The 19,729-nt window shown below is 58.0% G+C and carries 14 protein-coding genes and 1 tRNA gene; 11 read left to right on the top strand and 4 right to left on the bottom strand.

Going from position 1 to position 19,729, the window contains the following annotated elements; genetic code table 11:
• Nucleotides 1–66 precede the first annotated feature (66 nt).
• The 3 genes from AC0V6N_RS08400 to uvrC form a co-directional block, all read right to left on the bottom strand.
• Nucleotides 67–1,674: an AbgT family transporter gene (locus tag AC0V6N_RS08400; protein ID WP_486171120.1), complete on the bottom strand. Its 1,608-nt coding sequence runs from the start codon at nt 1,672–1,674 to the stop codon at nt 67–69.
• 82 nt (nt 1,675–1,756) lie between these two features.
• Nucleotides 1,757–2,425, bottom strand: coding sequence for a hypothetical protein (locus tag AC0V6N_RS08405; RefSeq protein ID WP_486171121.1), 669 nt, complete (start codon nt 2,423–2,425; stop codon nt 1,757–1,759).
• Between the two features lie 129 nt (nt 2,426–2,554).
• Nucleotides 2,555–4,498, bottom strand: a complete 1,944-nt coding sequence (gene uvrC, locus AC0V6N_RS08410; RefSeq protein ID WP_486171122.1) for an excinuclease ABC subunit UvrC — start codon at nt 4,496–4,498, stop codon at nt 2,555–2,557.
• Between the two features lie 274 nt (nt 4,499–4,772).
• Here uvrC and AC0V6N_RS08415 point away from each other — a divergent pair, with 274 nt between their 5' ends.
• The 4 genes from AC0V6N_RS08415 to AC0V6N_RS08430 all read left to right on the top strand — a co-directional run bounded on the left by AC0V6N_RS08415 (nt 4,773) and on the right by AC0V6N_RS08430 (nt 10,079).
• The gene (locus tag AC0V6N_RS08415) at nt 4,773–6,221 is read left to right on the top strand and encodes a peroxidase family protein (RefSeq protein WP_486171123.1); all 1,449 of its coding nucleotides are present in this window, start codon (nt 4,773–4,775) and stop codon (nt 6,219–6,221) included.
• 134 nt (nt 6,222–6,355) lie between these two features.
• On the top strand, nt 6,356–7,543 hold the full coding sequence (locus tag AC0V6N_RS08420; protein WP_486171124.1) for a BaiN/RdsA family NAD(P)/FAD-dependent oxidoreductase: 1,188 nt from the start codon (nt 6,356–6,358) through the stop codon (nt 7,541–7,543).
• A gap of 151 nt (nt 7,544–7,694) precedes the next feature.
• Nucleotides 7,695–9,254, top strand: coding sequence for a WS/DGAT/MGAT family O-acyltransferase (locus AC0V6N_RS08425; protein WP_486171125.1), 1,560 nt, complete (start codon nt 7,695–7,697; stop codon nt 9,252–9,254).
• A gap of 21 nt (nt 9,255–9,275) precedes the next feature.
• On the top strand, nt 9,276–10,079 hold the full coding sequence (locus AC0V6N_RS08430) for an esterase/lipase family protein (RefSeq protein WP_486171126.1): 804 nt from the start codon (nt 9,276–9,278) through the stop codon (nt 10,077–10,079).
• On the opposite strand, the gene AC0V6N_RS08435 is transcribed toward AC0V6N_RS08430, so the two are convergent.
• On the bottom strand, nt 10,076–13,294 hold the full coding sequence (locus AC0V6N_RS08435) for a TonB-dependent receptor (protein WP_486171127.1): 3,219 nt from the start codon (nt 13,292–13,294) through the stop codon (nt 10,076–10,078). The two genes, AC0V6N_RS08430 and AC0V6N_RS08435, sit on opposite strands and share 4 nt — an antisense overlap.
• Nucleotides 13,295–13,558: 264 nt before the next feature.
• On the opposite strand from AC0V6N_RS08435, the gene infA reads away from it, so the two are divergent.
• The 7 genes from infA to AC0V6N_RS08470 all read left to right on the top strand — a co-directional run bounded on the left by infA (nt 13,559) and on the right by AC0V6N_RS08470 (nt 19,641).
• Nucleotides 13,559–13,804, top strand: coding sequence for a translation initiation factor IF-1 (gene infA, locus AC0V6N_RS08440; protein WP_007163491.1), 246 nt, complete (start codon nt 13,559–13,561; stop codon nt 13,802–13,804).
• A gap of 18 nt (nt 13,805–13,822) precedes the next feature.
• Complete coding sequence (locus AC0V6N_RS08445; RefSeq protein ID WP_486171128.1) at nt 13,823–14,395, top strand: Maf family protein; 573 nt, start codon at nt 13,823–13,825, stop codon at nt 14,393–14,395.
• The gene (locus tag AC0V6N_RS08450) at nt 14,388–15,368 is read left to right on the top strand and encodes a ribonuclease (RefSeq protein WP_486171129.1); all 981 of its coding nucleotides are present in this window, start codon (nt 14,388–14,390) and stop codon (nt 15,366–15,368) included. The genes AC0V6N_RS08445 and AC0V6N_RS08450 overlap by 8 nt, the downstream gene beginning before the upstream one ends.
• Nucleotides 15,365–15,547 (top strand): DNA gyrase inhibitor YacG, encoded by a 183-nt coding sequence (locus tag AC0V6N_RS08455; protein ID WP_486171130.1) that lies wholly within the window; start codon nt 15,365–15,367, stop codon nt 15,545–15,547. Before AC0V6N_RS08450 ends, AC0V6N_RS08455 begins: the two co-directional genes overlap by 4 nt.
• A 129-nt stretch (nt 15,548–15,676) precedes the next feature.
• Nucleotides 15,677–15,751, top strand: a tRNA-Phe gene (locus AC0V6N_RS08460).
• Nucleotides 15,752–15,780: 29 nt separating this feature from the next.
• On the top strand, nt 15,781–16,584 hold the full coding sequence (purC, locus tag AC0V6N_RS08465; protein ID WP_486171131.1) for a phosphoribosylaminoimidazolesuccinocarboxamide synthase: 804 nt from the start codon (nt 15,781–15,783) through the stop codon (nt 16,582–16,584).
• Nucleotides 16,585–16,680: 96 nt separating this feature from the next.
• On the top strand, nt 16,681–19,641 hold the full coding sequence (locus AC0V6N_RS08470) for a M16 family metallopeptidase (protein ID WP_486171132.1): 2,961 nt from the start codon (nt 16,681–16,683) through the stop codon (nt 19,639–19,641).
• Nucleotides 19,642–19,729: the final 88 nt, after the last annotated feature.

The following is a 19,729-nucleotide window of genomic DNA, read 5'->3' on the forward strand; positions in this document are numbered from 1 at the left end:
AAAGCCAAATGAAAAGGCCGGTCTGCGAAAGCGCGGACCGGCCCTTTTTGTACGAGTGAGCGCTGCCTAAACCGGCGAGTAATAGGTCGGTGAACCTGGCCCCACTGGGATACCCAGGACAAAGGTCCACAGATAGAAAAACAGCGACCAAAACAGCATGAACAGCATCGAATAGGGCAGCATCATCGCGATCATGGTACCCACGCCAAGATTCTTGTCGTAGCGGGTCGCCCAGGCGAGGATTAGGCCGAAATAGCTCATCATCGGCGTGATGATGTTGGTCGTGCTGTCGCCAATCCGATAGGCGGCTTGGATGACTTCGGGTGAGTACCCAATCAGCATCAGCATCGGCACGAATATCGGCGCGGTGACCGCCCATTGTGCGCTGGCCGAGCCCAGTGACAGATTGATTAACGCGCATAGAAGGATGAAGGCGAAGAAGATCATCGGCCCAGTCATCCCCGTCTCGACCAGAAAGTTCGCGCCCGTCACAGCCGTAATCGCGCCCAAATTGGTCCAACCGAAAAACGCCACAAACTGCGCGGCAAAGAACACCAGCACGATATAGAGGCCCAGTGTCGACAGACCTGCCGCCATGGCGTCAATAATATCGCGGTCGGTTTTCATCGTGCCGACAGCGCGGCCATAGGCGTAACCCACGGCGACGAAGAAGATCAGGATCCAAACCACGAACCCATCAAAAAACGGGCTGTCGATCCGGTCGCCGCTCTCTGGATTGCGGAACACGCCCCAATCGGGAACCAGCGTCAGCGCCATGAAAGCCAGCACGCCGATCAGCGCAAATCCGGCCCAACGCAGGCCTTTGCGTTCATTGTCGGTCACATCCTCCATCGTCCGGTCATCCAGGATGGTGGGGTCCGCGCCTGAGGGGTCATACGTGCCCAGCTTCGGTTCAACGATATAGATCGTCACCAGTGAGCCGATCAGGGTGATCAGGAAGGTCGATGCGACCATGAAATACCAGTTCGCGGTCGCGACCACGGTGTATTCAGGCGCAATCAACTGGGCGGCTTCCTGCGTGATCCCGGCAAGCAGCGGGTCGATAGTGCCGATCAGCAGGTTTGCGCTGTAACCGCCAGAAACGCCCGCAAACGCCGCCGCCATACCCGCGAGCGGATGCCGCCCCAGCGCATAGAAGATCGCTGCGGCCAGCGGGATTAGTACGACATAACCGACCTCAGATGCGGTGTTTGAGATGATGCCAGCAAAGACAATCGCAACCGTCACCAAATGCTTTGGCGCGCCTAAAACCATCGCGCGAACAGCAGCGCTTAGCAGCCCGGAACGTTCTGCAACGCCCACGCCCAGCATCGCGACAAGCACCACACCGAGCGGCGCGAAGCCGGTAAAGTTGGTGACCAGATTGGTGAAGATACGGCGGATACCGTCGCCATCCATCAGGCTAACGGCGCGGATCATGCCGTCCTCTGCGACGCCCTTTGCTCCCGCGGGCCGAGGGTCCACCACAGCGAGCTCCATCCAGCTCAGCAGCCCCGAAAGCAGCACGATCCCTAGCGCGAGTATGGCAAATAGCGTCACGGGATGCGGAAGCAGGTTTCCAAGCCACTCCACGCCGTCGAGGAAGCGAGTGAACGCGCCTCGCTTTATCGGGGCAGCATCAGTTTGGGTGGCCGCCGGTTGACGGTCGCTCATAAGTGGTCTCCGAAAATTCGGTTGATGGCTTCACCCAGACACGGTGAACCCGCGCTGTATTGCACAAATGCGCGGCGTTTGCCTACCTAATCACTTGCGCTTCAGAAAGACCGAGCATCGAGTTGAACGAAGCGCGCACCGAATTACTGCACGCTGCCGTTGTCCCTGGGAACGAAAGGGTCACATCAAGCGACTGAGAATTGTTGTTCAACACAGCAATCACCCTGCCAAGACCCCCGCGATCCTTCGGATGAACCTGAGCATCGCATCGGCGCAGTGTAATCGCCGCATCATCGCTTTCCGATTCATCAACCGCGACGCACAGATGGGGACCACCGAAATAGCGGCGATATCGGACATTCCATTCCTTGCCCTGCCCATTGACGGAATAGCGTTTATCCATCCGTCGCCAATCAAGCGCGCCGTCTTCAACCGCAATCCGGTCCGCAGGAACGCCGAAATACGTCGCAACATGGGTGACCAGAGCTGTCTGATCCTGTGCGCGGATTCGGTAATTATCAAAGGATTCCTCACTCGGGAATGATGCTTCGCCTTCGACATGGGTGTCGGGCCACCAGCAAGCGGGCGAACGGTGAAGTTTATTGATGTGCCCCATTTCGACATCGTCAGGCAGCGCAAAGGCTGACCGAACCGCAGTTGCTCGGTCGGCGTATACTCCGCCAGCGAAATTGTCGTAAAAAGCGACCACGCCAAATAGGACCAAAGTGCCAAGCGCAAGCGCCGAACCCAACCAATTAAAAGGTCGTTTGAAGGCCGGATTGCTATCCGAAAAACGTTTCAGGACAACAAGCAATCCAAGCAAAACCGCTGGTATGACGGCGAATAGGAATATTTGAACTGGCCAAACCATGCAGACACCTTAGCCGCCAGCATGATAGAAATCGTAAATCTGCTGCGCGACCTTATCAGAGACGCCCGGTGCGCGTTGTAGGTCTTCAAGGGCCGCCGCGCGTACTTTGCTGGCTGTACCGAAATGCAGCAGCAACGCGCGTTTGCGAGCAGGGCCGATGCCGGGAATTTCGTCCAACGGGGATGCAGTGATGGCTTTGCTGCGCTTGGCCCGGTGCGCACCAATGGCGTAGCGGTGTACTTCATCGCGCAGGCGCTGGGCATAAAACAGCACTTGCGAATTGGTCGGCAGCATTTTTTCGCGGCCATCGGGGAAGTGGAAGACTTCGCGCCCTTCACGCCCGTGATGTGGCCCCTTGGCTATGCCGATAACGGGCAGGTCTTCGATGCCAAGCTCGCCCAGCACCTCCATGACGCTGGAGAGCTGCCCTTTGCCGCCATCGACTAACACCAGATCGGGCCACACCCCTTCGCGTTCGCGGTCGGGATCATCCTTCATCGCGCGGCTAAACCGCCGCTCCATCACTTCGCGCATCATCGCGTAGTCATCATTGGTCTGCGCGGTTTTGATGTTGAACTTGCGATATTGCGATTTTTCAAAGCCTTCAGGTGAGGCAACAACCATCGCGCCCACGGCCTTCGCGCCCTGGATATGACTGTTATCGTAAACCTCGATCCGCTTGGGTGGCTCGGCCAGTTCCAAGAATTCCGCCAGATCGCGATTGACCTTCGCCTTGGTCCCGCTTTCCGCCAACCGCCGCTCCAGCGCCTCAACCGCATTGCGCTGCGCCTGGGCGAGCAATTTGCGCCGGTCGCCGCGCTGGGGGATGGAGATACCGACCTTCTTCTCTGACACTTCGGACAAAGCCGCTTCGATCAGTTCGCGCTCTGGCAGCTCACGGTCGACCAGCACGGTGGGCGGTGGAGGCACTTCTTCATAGAATTGCAGCATCACATTGGAGAGTACCTGCGCCTCGTCCACTTCCTTTGTGTGGCTGGGGAAGAAAGCGCGGTGCCCCCAGTTTTGACCGCCGCGAATGAAGAAGGCTTGGACGCCGATATGCCCGCCTTTGGCTGCGAGAGCGAAGACATCGGCGTCCCCCACACCGCTCGCATTGATCGCTTGGCTACCCTGAATAAAGGTCGCCGCGCGTAGCCGGTCGCGCAGGATCGCTGCGGTTTCAAAGTCCAGCTCTTCCGCCGCTTTCGCCATCTGCTTTTCAAGATCGGCCTGCACTTTGCCCGATTTGCCTGCGAGGAATTCCTTCGCCTGACCCACCAGCGCATCATAATCCTGCGTGCTCACGCGCCCAACGCACGGCGCAGAGCAGCGCTTGATCTGATAGAGCAGACATGGCCGGTCACGATTGTTGAAGAAGCTGTCCGTGCAGGATCGCAGCAGGAACAGCTTTTGCAGCGCGTTGAGCGTCGTGTTCACGCTACCGGCACTGGCAAAGGGACCGTAATAGTTGCCCTTAGCCCGCCTCGCGCCGCGATGTTTGTGGATGCGTGGATATTCGTGATCGGCGCGTAGCAGGATGAAGGGGAAACTTTTGTCATCCCGCAACAGCACGTTGAAAGGCGGACGAAAGCGTTTGATTAGCTGAGCTTCGAGCAGCAGCGCCTCAGCTTCAGAATTGGTGGTGATGATCTCCATGCTGCGACATTGCGAGACCATGCGTTGCAGCCGATTGGTGAGCCCGCTCACCTGCGTGTAATTCGCCACCCGCGCCTTTAGACTGCGCGCCTTGCCCACATAAAGCACGTCGCCGCGCGTATCGAGCATACGGTAGACGCCGGGAATGGGTTTGAGCGTCTTCACCACTTCACGGATCGCCGTCACGCCTGCCTCCAAATTGGGCTGAGCGCTCGCGACCGTATAGGCTGCGCGTTCCTCATTGAAACGTTCAGCCCCGCGTGGGTCTTGTGGGGATCCGGCTTTGGTCCGTGACATGAGATCAGAGATAGGATGTGAGGCCGATAAGGGGAAGATACGGCCTTAGCCTAACCCCCAAAACAAGGCGTGTGTCGCACTCCTACAATGTTCGTGACGCTTCTCTACAAACAGAATCAAGTAAATACTCGCTCTACCGCCAGTCGCACACAGAATAACGCAACGCGCCGACTCTTGACGGCTCACTACAATGTGCGAATCGAAACAAAATTATAATCTCTACTTATAAAAAATCAGCCGGGTTGCCTTACGTTAAACTAACAGAGGCAATAAAATGACAAATCCAGACCATCACGGAATGAAGACGCTCGAAGGGATGAACCCTTATTGCAGCGTACAGCATTATGGCGACGAGAACTTTGGCGACCAGCGCGATGATCGCTTTGGCCGCCTGTTCCCAGAACTCAGCCCAGCCTACACACGGCCAGACATCCTTCAGGCTATCGGCAAGAAGGGCGGACCCATGGACGGCAAGTCCAAGAATGATCCCACTGACACAGTGCCAGTGGGCATGATCTTCTTTGGCCAGTTTGTGGACCATGACATCACGCTTGATGCCTCCACCACCTTTGATACGGTCGTCGACAACCCGGGTGAGATTGCGAATGTGCGCACACCTACGCTCGACCTCGATTGCATCTATGGTCTCGGGCCAGAGGCTCAGCCTTATCTGTTTGAGCAAGGCGGAGCATTTGGTGGGGCAAAGCTGCTGACAGGTGCGGACAATCCGGGCCAGCCGGGCATTGCCGAGCATGATTTGCTGCGCGCACCCAATGGCCGGGCAATCATCGGCGATCCGCGCAATGATGAAAACCGCATCATCAGCCAGATTCAGCTCGCGATCATTCGCTTTCACAACCATGTCTGCGATACGTTGAATGCAGAGGACGGGCTGGAAGGGCATGACCTTTACGAAGAGGCTCGCCGGACCACCACTTGGCATTACCAATGGGCGCTGGTGAACGATTTCCTCACCGCGATCTGCGGTCAGCCAGTGGTTGAGCGTATCCTTGGCTGCGGACGTCAGGTCTATTGCGGCAATGTGCCTTTCATCCCGGTCGAATTCTCGGTCGCGGCGTACCGGTTTGGCCACTCAATGATCCCAATGTCGCTGCAAACTCGCAAAGGTAAGGCGAAACTAGAGCTGTTTGGCGCAACGCTTGGCCTTGGCTTTGATGCCGTGACTGATCCACTGGGAGTGGTGGACTGGCATGAGCTGCTGTTCACACCAGAAAACCGCAGTGTTGAACGGGCACAAAAGCTCGATACCAAGCTGGCGGGCGATCTGCTTGACCTGCCCTTTATAGGTGCAGGAGATGAAAGCTCGCTCGCGACCCGCAACCTGCTGCGCGGCAACACCTTCCTGCTTCCGGGCGGAGAGAAGATTGCAGAGGCGATCGGCTGCGATCCAAAGCAGATTGAAAAAGTCGTCAAAAAGGTAGCCAAGGTAAACGGCGATCTGGGCGCAGATGGCATTCCTCTATGGCTCTATCTGCTGGCAGAGGCCGAAGTGATTGGCCGCGCAGAACCCGATGGCAGCACCAATGAAGGCGAAGCGCTTGGGCCCGTTGGCGCAACCATCGTTGCAGAGGTGATGATTGGCCTGCTTGAGCTCGACGATCATTCCTATCTTGGCGCGAACCGCAATTGGTCTCCGCGTGAAGAATGGAACACTCTGGGCAAATTGGTGACGGCGGCGCAGCCGGCCCTGCCAGCGGTCTAACAACCAACCCTCTCTCCAATGCCAGTGCCCTTTGCTGGCATGAAAGGCGCAAGCGGACCTGACCCTACCCCGGCAACCGCTTGCGCCTTTTTGTTTGGTTGGCATTCACGCTGCTCAGCCCTATCGCGACCTTTGTGGAACATTATGACATCATAATTCTGGGAGCAGGCGCAGCAGGACTGATGTGCGCCGCGCGTGCAGGCCAGCGGGGCTTACGTGTGGCGGTGCTCGAAAAGGGTGAGAAGCCGGGCAAGAAGATCCTGATTTCTGGCGGCGGGCGCTGCAATTTCACCAATGTGGATGCAGGCCCCGCCAATTTCCTCTCCGACAACCCGCATTTCGCAAAGTCGGCGCTGGCCCGATACACGCCGCGCGATTTTATCGAGCTGGTCGAAAGACACGGCATTGCGTGGCATGAAAAGACGCTGGGGCAGCTGTTTTGCGATGGCTCTGCCAAGCAGATCGTTCAAATGCTGCTCGATGAATGCGGCGAGAACGTCGACGTGATTTGCGGCGCCGAGGTGGAAACGGTGGTGAAGGATGGCGACACTTTCGCAGTCGCCGCCCGCGGGCGTTCTTTTGCTGCACCGCAATTGGTGATCGCGACCGGAGGCCCATCGATCCCGAAAATGGGCGCTACCGGCTTTGCCTATGATCTGGCGCGACAATTTGGCCTTAAAGTGGTGGAGCCACGCCCTGCCCTCGTCCCACTGACTTTGGGTGGTGACGATGTGCTGTTCCGCGAATTGTCCGGCGTTTCCGCTCGGGTGCGTGCGCGAGCGGGTTTAGGCAAGTCAAAGGCTGAATTCGCGGAAGCCGCCTTGTTCACTCACAAAGGGTTATCCGGCCCCGCTATCCTACAAATCTCCTCCTATTGGCGGCATGGCGAGGAGGTTGGCATCACATTCCTGCCTCAAGCGGACAGCGATTGGCTGATCGACATGAAGCGCGATCACCCACGCGCCACCTTACGGAGCGTCCTGCGCGAACATTTGCCCGACCGCCTCGCGGATGCTCTGGCTCTGCGTCTGGGCATTGACCGCGAATTTGGTAATGTGCCTGACAAGGCCTTGCGCGAAGCGGGCGAAATGCTTGCAAACTGGCGCTTCTCACCCAATGGCACCGAAGGCTTTGCCAAGGCCGAAGTGACCATTGGCGGCATCTCCACAGGTGAACTTTCCAGCAAGACCATGGAAGCCAAGTCCGTCCCCGGCCTTTATGCCATCGGAGAAGCGGTGGATGTGACCGGGTGGTTGGGCGGCTATAACTTCCAATGGGCATGGGCTAGCGGAGTAGCCGCAGGCGACAGCATCGGCGCGTAATTTTATTTCACTCACCTGTCCACAAGTGCAACACTTACGCTTGCGTCAGCTTGTAACAGAACTGAAACCTCCTTACCTCTGGTCAAAGAGCTCAAAAGAGCCGCCCTTTGAGGATGTCTAGCAGGAGAACAACTTGCGCCAATTGCAAGGAATGGACTCATCGTTTGTTGCGATGGAGTCGCCGAACTCTCCGATGCATATCGGCAGTGTGCTGATCTACAATCCGGAGACAGCACCGGGCGGCTTTGTTCGTTTTAAAGACATCCTGCAATTCTTTGAATCGCGCCTGCAGCTTTCCAAAACCATGCGTCAGCGTCTGGTGCGTGTGCCCTTCGATCTCGATTATCCATACTGGATCGAAGACCCCAATTTCGACCTTGAGTATCATGTGCGTCACGTCGCCTTGCCAAAGCCGGGTGATTGGCGGCAGCTATGCATTCAGGCAGCGCGCATCCATGCCCGCCCGCTCGACCTCAACCGCCCGCCATGGGAATTCACCGTCGTCGAAGGGCTCGACAATGTGCGCGGCTATCCAGAGGGCTGCTTCGCCTTTGTGACCAAAGTCCACCATTCCGCGATTGACGGGATGAGCGGGATTGACCTGATGGAGGCGGTGCACACGCTCGCTCCCAATGTGCCTCCGCCCAATAAGCCTGATGAATGGAAGCCTGAGAAAGTCCCCGGCCCTGTAGAGCTGCTCGGCAAAAGCTACGTCAACGCGCTGCTCAACCCGATGAAGCAGGCGCAAGTTGCAGCGCAGGCCCTTCCCGGAGTGGCCAGTGCGGTTAAAGGGCTGATCACGCGCGAGTTTAAGGTCACCAGCGACCTCGTCCCACCGCGCACGCGGTTCAACAAAACGATCTCTCCGCACCGCGTGGTCGAGGGATGCGCGTTTGATCTCAAGGAATTCAAATCGATCCGCGCGATTTTGCCAGAGGCGAAGGTCAATGATGTCGCCATCGCAGTAATCGGCGGAGCGCTACACAAATATCTCACTGTAAAGAACGATCTGCCCAAGGCAACCATGACCGCAATGGCCCCAATTTCGGTGCGCTCTGGCGATGAGAAGGGCGACATGGGCAATCAGGTCTCCGCCATGGTCGCTCCGCTCGGCACCCATATTGCAGATCCGTCAGAGCGTCTGGCCTATGTCTACAAACAGACCAGCAATTCCAAGGCGATGACCAACGCGATTGGCGCGCGCACCATGACAGAGGTGAGCAAAGTCAATCCGCTGCTTTACATGGCATTGGGCGCGCAATTGTTCAGCAGGGTGAGCCTTGCGCATAGGGCCATGCCGTTCAACACGGTTGTGACCAATGTGCCCGGCCCGCCTGTGCACATCTATTCCACTGGCGCGCGGATGGAGAGCATGGCGCTTTCGCTTATCTGCCTGACCGATGGCTTGGGACTTGCCCACGTGGTTCAGTCCTACGTCGATGAAGCCTATATTAGCTTCACCGCCTGCCGCGATATCATGCCCGATCCAGAGTTCTATTCTGAGTGTTTGCAAGCCAGCTTTGATGAATTGCTGGCAGCTGCGAAAGCTGCCGAGACCGCGCCTGCCGCAAAGCCGGCTGCCAAGAAGGCGCCCGCAAAAAGAGCGTCGGCCCGCAAACCAGCGGCTCGCAAGACAGCTCCAAAAGCAAAGGCGCCCACAAAGCGCAAACCGCGCGCGGCGACCAAAAAAACAATAACAACAAAGAAATAACCCTTCGAGGAGAGCAATAAAATGGCCAGTAAGGCAATTGACATGGACGAGCTTGATCAAGCTCCTGAAACGCAAGGTCCAAACCGTATTTGGACTCTCACCGAAGGGCGCGCCATGTTCGAATTTGGCGCCTTTGTCGCCCTGCGCCCGCTGCTTGGCACTCTGCCAAAAGGCGATGGCCATAGCGTGATGTGCCTGCCTGGCTTTATGGCCTCCAACACTTCAACCGTCCCAATGCGCGGCCTGTTGCGCAGCCTTGGCTATGACGCGCATGGTTGGGATTCTGGGCGCAACATTCGCATCGATGGTGAACTGATTGAACGGCTCGAAAGCCAACTAACCCGGCTGTATAAAACTAACGGTCGAGAAGTGTCGCTGATCGGTTGGAGCCTTGGCGGAGTGATCGCGCGGGAGCTTGCCAAATTACACCCTGAGAAAGTCCGCCTTGTCATGAGCCTTGGTAGCCCGATCACTAATGATCGTCGCATTTCCAACGCACGCGCTTTGTTTGAGCTGCTCAATGGGAAAGAGCCCGAGGTTCTGCAACAGGGCCGTTTCCAAGCGCTCGATGAAGCGCCGCCCGTCCCCACCACATCAGTCTTCACCAAAACCGATGGCGTGGTTCATTGGCGCGGCAGCGTTCAGGCCGAGGGTGAGCATCCAAGCGAAAACATTCTGGTCCATGCCAGCCATCTGGGCCTTGGCGTGAACCCATCTGTGATGGTCGCGATGGCGGATCGCCTGGCTCAGGCAGAGGGTACGTGGAAACCGTTCAAGGCCAAGACCGGCCATGGCTGGATGTTTCCAAAGTTCAGCGCGAGTTAGAATAACTTCCTGATATCTATACCGATAAACCGACCAACAGGATCAATCAGAAACGGTTGGTAGTTGGTCGGCGTGTCGCCGTTTTCATCGGTGATATTGCGCCGTGCATCAAAGATATTGTTGGCGAGCAGAGAGATGCGCAGGTTTTTCAGGACCCCTTCGTTCTTGCCGACAAGCTGACCGATTTCGCTAAAGAGGCGCAGGTCAAAAGTCGCCAAATCATCGAAGAATATGTCCGAGGCGCCCGCTGCGCCTGACCCTTCGAGCCGGGTGGAGCCAGTGTAGCGCGCCGACACACGCATGCCCACGCCGCTGCCGAAAATGCCCGCTTCCAACCGCGCATTGCTTTGCGGGAAACCAAACGAGCTGGTCGCCTGGCCATCAAGCTGGTCGAGCGGGTCCAAGCCTGGCGCAATCAGAATTTCATTCGCTAGCTCATGCGTGTAGTTGAGCGATACGAAATAGCGGAAGCCGGGGAAGCTGCGCCGAGCCAACGGATTAAAGCCAGCTGGCGGGCCGCCTCGGCCCTCAGAATTGGCCTGAGATTGCCCTTGCGATTGACCGCCCTCAGCACCCTCACTCCCCTGATTTTCGCAGAAGCGTGCACGCATACGAGCGATGCGCTCTGAAGAGATCGTGCCGTCTTCGCCGCGCAGGCGATTGAGAATGAAGCCGGCCATATTGGGATCGAAGCCGGGGATTTCATCGGACACATCTTCGCCAGCATCAATTCGGGCAATCAGTGCGCGCAGACGTTCCTCGCCGTCCTCAGCGCAGGCGATTGCACGGAATGCTTCGAAACCTTCGCCCATCGGGCCAACTGGTCCACGTGGACCTCTGGGACCACGACGTTCGCCGTCTCCCCCACCGTCACCGCGCGGGCCCATGCTAGCCGGGTCAAAAGAACAAATCCGCTCTCGCACTCGGGCAAGGCGCGCAGGATCAACATTGCCGTCTTCATCGCGCACGCGGGCGAGCAATCGTTCGAAGCGGGCGGCATCGAACCCAGGAACGGTGTCAGACAGGTCCTCACCATTCTCAGCCGCTTCGACAAGGCGGGTGAGCACCTCGAGTCCGTCGTCGGCGCAGATGCGAGTGCGAAACTCCATGAAAGCAGCGCGTTGTTCAGCGCTTGGCGGGCCGCTGGGCCGCGCACCGGGAGAACCGGCACTAGCTCCATCAGCGCCGCTGGGTGGAGCGCCCTGTGGCCGTCCGCTCTGTGGATTTCCTTGGGGTCGCCCGCCTTGGGGACGTCCACCACCGCGCCCGCCTTGCGGTCGCCCGTTTTGCTGGCCAGCACCGATAGAACCGCGGAAGAACAGCCCGAAATTCAGCCGCTCGCTGCGCGTTTCAGCGAAGGTGACAAAGCGCGTATCGATCGCGGTCAAAGTGCCAAATGCATCACGTGTCACACGATCGGGAAAAGCTGCTTCGATCTCTGGCGTTAGATTTGGAAAGCCGCGCGTCACATCATCGGAACGGTTGCTGATATATTCGGCTGTAAATCGCGCACCGCGCAAAAAGGGAAGTTCCCAGTTGGCAGCGAACTTCCAGTCTGATTGTGTTTCCGCCAGCAAATCGGGATTACCGCCAGTGGTAACGGTCGCGAGGACCGTTTCCCCATTCACAAAGTCAAAGACGGGGACGTTGAGAAACTCAACCTGCGGATTGCCGAGCGCGGTCAGGCCAGGCGCAACTTCGCGCTCGATATAGCTGACAGATAGATCGAAATTGTCGAATGGCGACCAATTGAGCCCCAAGGTGTAATCGCCCAGAGTGCCAAAGTCGGAAAGGTGCTGCACCCCGGCCTGCGCATTGAATGTGAAACTGCCCAACGCATCGGCAAATCCATTGCGGCGGCTGGTAATTGGAACAACGATGTTCACGCCGGTCGATAGGTCGCCGCGCGTCAAATCAACTGGAAGGTTGTTGCGGGTGTCGGCGCTTTCGAAGTTGGTCCAGTTGTACCCGACCCTGAATGTAGTCAGCAATTCCCCTGCGGGAAGATCCAAAAGCGGCCCGCGTAAAGTCGTGAGCGTACTCGCGGAAACGTTACGCGTCGATGCAATATCAAATCCAGCATCGGCGCTGTCAGGTAACGCGCCATCGAGCGCAAGCAAACCGCTCAGTGCGTCAGCTTGAAGCCCGCTTGTATCAAAGCGCTGATCGATAAACTGCTCGGTCTCATTCAAGCTTGCGTTGAATGTGCTGGTGAGGCGAAATGCGTTGACCGGCTTGGTCAGTGAACCCGAGGTTGAGAACGTGTCGCTGGAGATGTTCTGTTCCAGTGGTGTGTCCTCACCAAAAGTCCGCAAAACGCTTTCACCACTCGCATCGGTCAGCACGACACTGTTCAGGCCTTGCAAGGTCCGTCGGTCGCTTCGATCGTAGTTCACATTGGCAGACAAGGACGTGCCGCTGTCTATCTGCGCTTTGGCCCAGCTGACATTGGCCTCAATACCACGCGCATCGGCTACCAGACTGCGGAAAGGCGCCTGCGCAGGATCGCCTGCCACCTCTGAGATTGAGCCATCGGTTTGGATGATGTCGCGCTCATCCTCGGTCAGCAGCGATGTGTCATTGGCCTCAAAATTGAAATTGATCCGAGCACCATCGGCGATTTGGAGGAAGCCAAGCTCTTGTTCGCGCTGGTGATAGCCGCCGCGTGAGGGGCCTTCGAACTCCAGCTCCACTTCGGCGTTGCGGTAGTTTTCCTTGAGGATCAGGTTGATAACGCGCCGGTCAGGTGGAAACCCGAAGCGCTGAGCGACCTCCTCTGGAAAGACCTCAACCTTGTCGAGCGCCTCTGGCGGATAATTGGCAAACTCGCGAAAAGAGCCGACGCGGATGCCGTTGATCAGGATCACCGGTCGACCGCCTCCGCCGCGCCCGCGTGCAGAGCCCGATTGCGCAGTGATCTGCGTGATAAGGTCCGCGATGGAGGTCACGCCTTCGGCGGCGATATCTTCTGCGTTCAATTCCTGGATCGGCGCTTGCTCGACATCCAATTGCCCGCGCAGTCGTTGCCCCCGAACGATAATGCCGCCTTCAGATGATGCCTCTGCCTGCTCCGTGGCGCGTTCTTCGCCGCCAGCATCTTGGGGCGCCGAAGGAGCGCCCCCACCCTGTTCCTGGGCAAAGACTGGCTGGCTGATCAAGCCAAGGCCACTGACACTCGCCAAAAAGGCAAAGCGGGAAAGAGATGAGGGGTTCATACAGTGCCTGATTGAACGAATGGGACCTGGGCACAAGCATCTGAATTGTATCAGCTTGCACCAGAGTGAACGAAGCGCGACGATTAGGCGATCAATGCGGTAGGCACCCGACACGTTCCTTCAAGCGCTCAAAAAACACAAGAAACACCAGAAATCAGGCTGTGCAGGCGCTGGGCTTTCCTTTTGCGCTCACCATCGCTACATGGCGCGCGCTGACACGAAAAAGGGCGTATAGCAGCGTCCGCAACACGAATAAGGAATTACATGGCTAAAGAAGAACTTCTCGAAATGCGCGGGCGCGTCGTCGAGCTGCTGCCCAATGCGATGTTCCGGGTAGAGCTTGAAAACGGTCATGAAGTGCTGGGTCACACCGCAGGCAAGATGCGCAAGAACCGCATCCGCGTGCTGGTTGGTGACGAAGTGCTATGCGAACTGACACCCTATGACCTGACAAAAGCGCGGATCACTTACCGCTTTATGCCGGGCCGTGGTGGTCCCGGCCCTCAGTAGGCCCACGGACCCGCCTGAATGGGCGCTCCCCATCTCACTTTGGCTTCGGCCTCGCCCAGACGGCGCGATTTGCTCGCGCGGTTGGGGGTGACGCCCGACGCTGTGACACCTGCCGATATTGATGAAACCCCGCTCAAAGATGAGCGGCCCCGCGATTATGCGCTGCGCATGGGACGCGAGAAGGCTTTGGCCGTGCACGCACCCGGCTATGTTCTGGCGGGTGACACGGTGGTGGCTGCAGGTCGGCGCATCTTGCCCAAAACCGAGGCAGAGGCAGAGGCAAAATCTTGCCTAGAGCTGCTGTCAGGCAGGCGACATGTGGTTTTGACTAGCGTTGTCTTGCGCGCACCTGATGGCTCCTTGCGCGAACGGCTCAACGAAAACACGGTGCGTTTTAAGTCACTCGCTCACGAAGAGATTGCCGCCTATCTTGCCAGCAATGAATGGCAGGGCAAAGCAGGCGGCTACGCCATTCAGGGATTAGCAGAGGGGCTGGTGCAGTGGATCAAGGGTTCGCATTCGGGTGTGATGGGCCTGCCGCTTTTTGAGACACGCGCCCTGCTAAAATCCGCAGGCTTTGACATTGGCTGATCCGGGCGGTCCCCAATGGCTTATCGAACAGGGCATTGGAGAGACGCGCTGCCTGCTCATGCAGCATGGCGAAGTGATAGCGGCCAAATTGCTTTGGCCGGGCGAGCTCACTGCAGGCGAAATTCACAATGCACGGCTCGTTGCCAAGCAATCGGGTGCGCGGCGCGGCACCGTCAGCCTCGAAAATGGGCAAGAGGCATTGGTCGACCACCTCCCTGCAAGCGCCACGCAAGGACTTGCCGGGCAGGTGCGCATTTCTCGGGCAGCCATTGCTGAGAGGGGACGCCTCAAGCGCGCTCAGGCCCGGTGGTTAGAAAACGGGCAGCCCGACATTGAGGCACAGAACGGCACGATTTTGCCGGATGGTCAAATCGTGCGCAGCTTTGAAAGCGGCGTGTGGGAGGAGGTATGGCACGCGGCGTCCTCAGCCACTATTTCCTTTGCCGGTGGTGGAATTGTGTGCAGCGTCACTCCTGCCATGACGGTGATTGATATTGATGGCGATCTGCCCCCGCGCGAGCTCGCCCTTGCCGCAATTCCGGCGATTTCACAAGCAATTCAGCGGTTTGGGCTTGCTGGAAATTTGGGCATCGACTTTCCTACGCTAGAGGCGAAAGCGGACCGGCGCGCCGTGGCCGAAGCTTTGGACGCAGCGCTGGCGGGTTGGTCGCATGAGCGCACAGCGATGAACGGTTTTGGCTTCGTCCAGCTTGTTTCGCGGCTCGAAGGGCCATCTTTGCTCCACCGCTTTGCCGCATCGCGCACCTGCATATGCGCGCGCTATGCGATGCGCGTGGCCGAACGGGCGCAAGGCGCGGGCGTAACGGAATTGACAGTGCACCCCGCCCTCAAAGCCAAAATCAAATCTGAATGGTGCGATGAACTGCGTAAGCGCACAGGGCGTGATCTGCGGATTGAGACCAATCCTGCCCTTGCACTCGAAGCGCCAACCGCTCAGATAATTGCCCCATGAGCAAACAACGCCCCTGCCCCATTTGCAAGAAACCGCGTACGCAAGACTTCACGCCCTTTTGTTCTCAGCGTTGCAAAGACCGCGATCTCGCGCAGTGGTTTGGCGATGGTTATGCGGTGCCTGGCGATCCGGTCGACCCGGAGCAAATTGCAGCCCAAGATTGGCAAAACCAAGAATAAGCGTGCCTTTCGCTTACGGGCAGGCGAATAACCGCCAATTCCCTCTTGCCAAGCGCATCCAGCTTCGCCATAGCGCCGCTCTCATTGGCTCGCCGGAGGGGCTCTGTTCACTCCGTCGCCGCAGCGAATGCCCGGGTAGCTCAGGGGTAGAGCAGCGGATTGAAAATCCGCGTGTCGGTGGTTCGATTCCGCCCCCGGGCACCATTCGCAGCTAAAGTAGGGAACTCGTCCAAATGTCCCGTCGCTCCAAGATTTACGAAGGCAAGGCCAAGATCCTGTATGAGGGTCCAGAACCCGGCACGATCATCCAATATTTCAAGGATGACGCGACCGCCTTCAACGCGGAAAAGCGCGGCACGATCAACGGCAAGGGCGTGATCAATAACCGCATTAGCGAGCATGTGTTCACCCGCATTTCGCATATCGGTATCCCCACTCACTTCATCCGCCGCCTAAACATGCGTGAGCAATTGGTGCGGCAGGTTGAGATCATTCCAATCGAAGTGGTGGTGCGCAATGTTGCGGCAGGCTCCATTTGCAAGCGGCTTGGCATCGAAGAGGGCGAACCGCTGCCACACACGCTGATCGAGTATTACTACAAGGACGATTCGCTCGGCGACCCGCTGATCGCCGAAGAGCATATCGCCTGCTTCAACTGGGCAAGCCAGGAAGAGATGCACGACATTTCATCCATGGCGATCCGCATCAACGATTTCCTTTGCGGGATGTTCGCAGGGATCGACATCCGCTTGGTTGATTTCAAACTAGAGTTTGGCCGTCTGTTCGATGGCGACTTCAGCCGTGTCATCCTCGCTGATGAAGTGAGCCCTGACGGCTGCCGCCTCTGGGACATGAAATCGGGTGAAAAGCTCGACAAGGACCGCTTCCGCCGCGATCTTGGCGGTGAAGAAGAGGCATATCGCGAAGTCGCTCGCCGCCTTGGCCTGCTGCAGGAAGAAGAAAGCAGTCCTGGCGAAGTGCTGGACCTGTCCAGCCACCGATCTCGCCTTCGTGGAACACCGCCTACGAAGAAGTAAGGCTGGTTTTGAACACTGTGCTAAAAAAAGTAAGCTGACAGTCAGGCAAAAGCGGCTAGTCTCTTTGTTCAAACGGACCGAGAGATCACAGCCTTTATGAAATTTGCCTCCCGCGCTTTCGCCGCTGGCCTGCTACTTGCCCTGCCTAACCTTGCTCTAACTCAGTCGCTCGCCGCGCAGGAAAGTGATGTGCCCGCTGCGCAGGCAACCGCTGAAGAGCCCACATGGGCCTTTGAGGCCAGCGATGTACCAGTCGATCCCAGCTTTACCTTCGGCCAGCTCGACAACGGTATGCGCTATGTCCTGCGCCAGAATGCAACGCCCGAAGGCACCGCGCTGGTTCGGATGCGAATTGACTCCGGGTCGCTCGACGAGATGGAAAGTGAGCGCGGTCTTTCGCATTATCTCGAACATATGGCTTTCAATGGCTCAACCAATATCCCTGAAGGCGAGATGATCGCTTTGCTGGAGCGCGAAGGGCTCGCCTTTGGTGCGGATACCAATGCCTCTACAGGCATGAACGCAATCACCTATATGCTCAACCTGCCGCGCAATGATGAGGATTTGCTGGGCACCGCGCTGATGTTGATGCGCGAAACCGCGAGCGAGCTGACGATCAGCGAAGATGCCGTTGAGCGCGAGCGCGGCGTGATCCTTGCTGAGAGGCGCGATCGGCGCAATTTCCAGCAGCGCGCCCGAGAAGACAGCTTTGACTTTATCGCGCCCGGTGCGCGCTTTGCAGACCGCTTGCCGATTGGCGATCTTGAAGTGCTTGAAAACGCCACTGCCTCTCAAATGCGCGCGCTTTATGAGCGGACATATGTGCCAGAGAACACGGTATTGGTGATCGTTGGCGACTATCCGGTTGAGGTCATGGAAGCCGCCATCCGCGACCGCTTCGTAGATTGGGAGGGCGGCGCTGCGCCCGGTGATCCAGTGACCGGGCCTGTTGACCTGACCCGCTCTGGCGAGACCGACATTTATCTTGATCCGGCTTTGAATGAGGCGGTGGCGATCTATGCGCTCGGCGCTTGGCAGGATGAACCCGATACAATTGCCAACCGCGAAAAAGCGCTGATCCGCTCGATCGGTTATGGGATCATTGGGCGGCGCATGGCGCGGCTTGCGCGCGGCGAAGATGCACCGTTTCGCGGGGCAGGTTTTGGCACCAGCAACCTGTTTGAGGATGCACGGTCTAGCGGGCTCAATATCAGCAGTGTCGATGGCGAATGGCGCAAAGGTGTTTTGGCAGCGACCCGGGAGTTCATTCAGGCGCTGACCTATGGTTTCACTCAGGCTGAAGTCGATGAACAGCTGACCAATATGCGAACCGGGGCGGAAAATGCGGTTGCCGGGTACGATACTTTTGCCAACAGCTATTTCGTCAATCGCGCGCTCAGTTTGGTTGCCAATGACCGCATCCCCGCAACGCCAGCGGAGGGGCTTGCACGGTTTGAACAGATCGCTCCGACCATCACGCCAGAGGCAGTCCATCAGGCCCTGCGCGATCATGCGGTCGCGCTCGACAACCCAATGATCCGTTTCACTGGGCGTAGCGCGCCAGAAGGCGGCGAAGAGGCATTGCGTGCTGCTTTTGCCGAGGGGATGGCATTGCCCATCGCTCCGCCTGAAGACACAGGCACCGCGGAATTCGCCTATACCAATTTCGGCGCTGCCGGTGAGGTAGTGTCAGACACGCGAGAGAATTGCTTGGGCCTGCGCCTCATCACTTTCGATAACGGGCTGCGCCTAACACTGAAGCAGACTGATATTCGCGAGGACCGGGTCAGTTATCTCCTCAGGGTGGATGGCGGCACTTTGATGAATACGCCCGACGATCCATTGCGGACCTACCTTGTTTCCGCGATCCCTTCTGGCGGTCTTGGCGCGCACAGTTCGGATGAGCTGCAAAGCGTGCTGGCCGGGCGCAGCGTAGGCTGGCGCATGTCGAACGGTACTGACGGTATCAATATGCGCGGGGGCACCACCCCGCGCGATCTCGATCTGCAAATGCAGCTGCTGGCTGCGGGCCTGACTGATCCCGGCTATCGGCGAGAGGGAATTGAGCAATTCCGGCGGGGGATCGACAATTTCTTTGCGACTTTACGATCAACACCGGGCCGCGCCTATGGCTCAGAGGCAGGCGCTATCCTGTCTGAGGGCGATCCACGCTTTACCCTGCGCCCGCGCGAGGATTATTTCGCGCTCGACTATGACCAATTGCAAAAGGTGGTGAGTGACCGGCTTGCAAATGGCGCGCTGGAGCTCGCGATTGTCGGGGACATTGATGAAGACGCAGCGATTGCCGCGGTTGCGAGCACTCTGGGCGCTTTGCCTCCGCGCGAAGCCGGTTTCCAACCGCGTGATGCAGCGCGTATCCGCAACTTCACAGCCAATCGCGGCCAACACATCATCCGTCACGAAGGCGAACCTGATCAGGCTTTGGTCCGGATGATCTGGCCCACCGATGACGATCACGATTTGGAACAATCCATTCGCGTCTCGCTGTTAGCACGCGTGGTGCAAATTCAGCTGACGGACCGCCTGCGCGAAGATCTGGGCCAAGCCTATTCGCCGCGCGCCTCTAGCAGCATGAGTAAGACCTATCCCGATTATGGCACCTTCACCATTTCTGCGTCGGTCGATGCCAGCGAAGTTGAAGCAACACGCGAAGCGGTGACGGCTCTAATCAACGATTTGCGGAGTGATCGTGTCGACGAAGACGTGCTCGACCGCGCGCGCCAGCCTTTGTTGGAGGCGTTTGACAATGCGCTCAAATCGCTGGGGGGATGGATGAACTTGGCCGACCGCGCGCAAAGCGAGGCGGATCGGTTGGATCGCTGGTTCGAAGGACCCGAAGCTCTGAATGCCGTGACAACGCAGGATATACTGGCGGCTGCGCAGCAGTTCCTTGCTCCGGAGGATGCAGTCGAGTTTCTGGTTTTGCCTGCGGAAGAGCGGCGCGCAGAGCGTGAAACTACTGGCATAACGCGGCCATCAATCCCGGTTAATGAATTGCCGACGCGTCCACCCGCCAGAATTATTGACCGCAACTAGACGGGGCCCTGCCGCGACCTTGGGCAGCCCTTAGGAAAGCTAGAGGAAGTATTCTTCGGTTGATTGCCGGGACCGTGCCGATTGCGCG

The sequence above is a fragment of the Erythrobacter sp. S57(2025) genome (genome assembly GCF_057365055.1).

Coding starts and splice junctions, on each gene's coding strand:
- AC0V6N_RS08470 (WP_486171132.1), top strand. CDS start 16,681: ATGAAATTTGCCTCCCGCGCTTTCGCCGCTGGCCTGCTACTTGCCCTG.
- purC (WP_486171131.1), top strand. CDS start 15,781: ATGTCCCGTCGCTCCAAGATTTACGAAGGCAAGGCCAAGATCCTGTAT.
- AC0V6N_RS08445 (WP_486171128.1), top strand. CDS start 13,823: ATGGGCGCTCCCCATCTCACTTTGGCTTCGGCCTCGCCCAGACGGCGC.
- AC0V6N_RS08455 (WP_486171130.1), top strand. CDS start 15,365: ATGAGCAAACAACGCCCCTGCCCCATTTGCAAGAAACCGCGTACGCAA.
- infA (WP_007163491.1), top strand. CDS start 13,559: ATGGCTAAAGAAGAACTTCTCGAAATGCGCGGGCGCGTCGTCGAGCTG.
- AC0V6N_RS08425 (WP_486171125.1), top strand. CDS start 7,695: ATGGACTCATCGTTTGTTGCGATGGAGTCGCCGAACTCTCCGATGCAT.
- uvrC (WP_486171122.1), bottom strand. CDS start 4,498: ATGTCACGGACCAAAGCCGGATCCCCACAAGACCCACGCGGGGCTGAA.
- AC0V6N_RS08400 (WP_486171120.1), bottom strand. CDS start 1,674: ATGAGCGACCGTCAACCGGCGGCCACCCAAACTGATGCTGCCCCGATA.
- AC0V6N_RS08435 (WP_486171127.1), bottom strand. CDS start 13,294: ATGAACCCCTCATCTCTTTCCCGCTTTGCCTTTTTGGCGAGTGTCAGT.
- AC0V6N_RS08415 (WP_486171123.1), top strand. CDS start 4,773: ATGACAAATCCAGACCATCACGGAATGAAGACGCTCGAAGGGATGAAC.
- AC0V6N_RS08430 (WP_486171126.1), top strand. CDS start 9,276: ATGGCCAGTAAGGCAATTGACATGGACGAGCTTGATCAAGCTCCTGAA.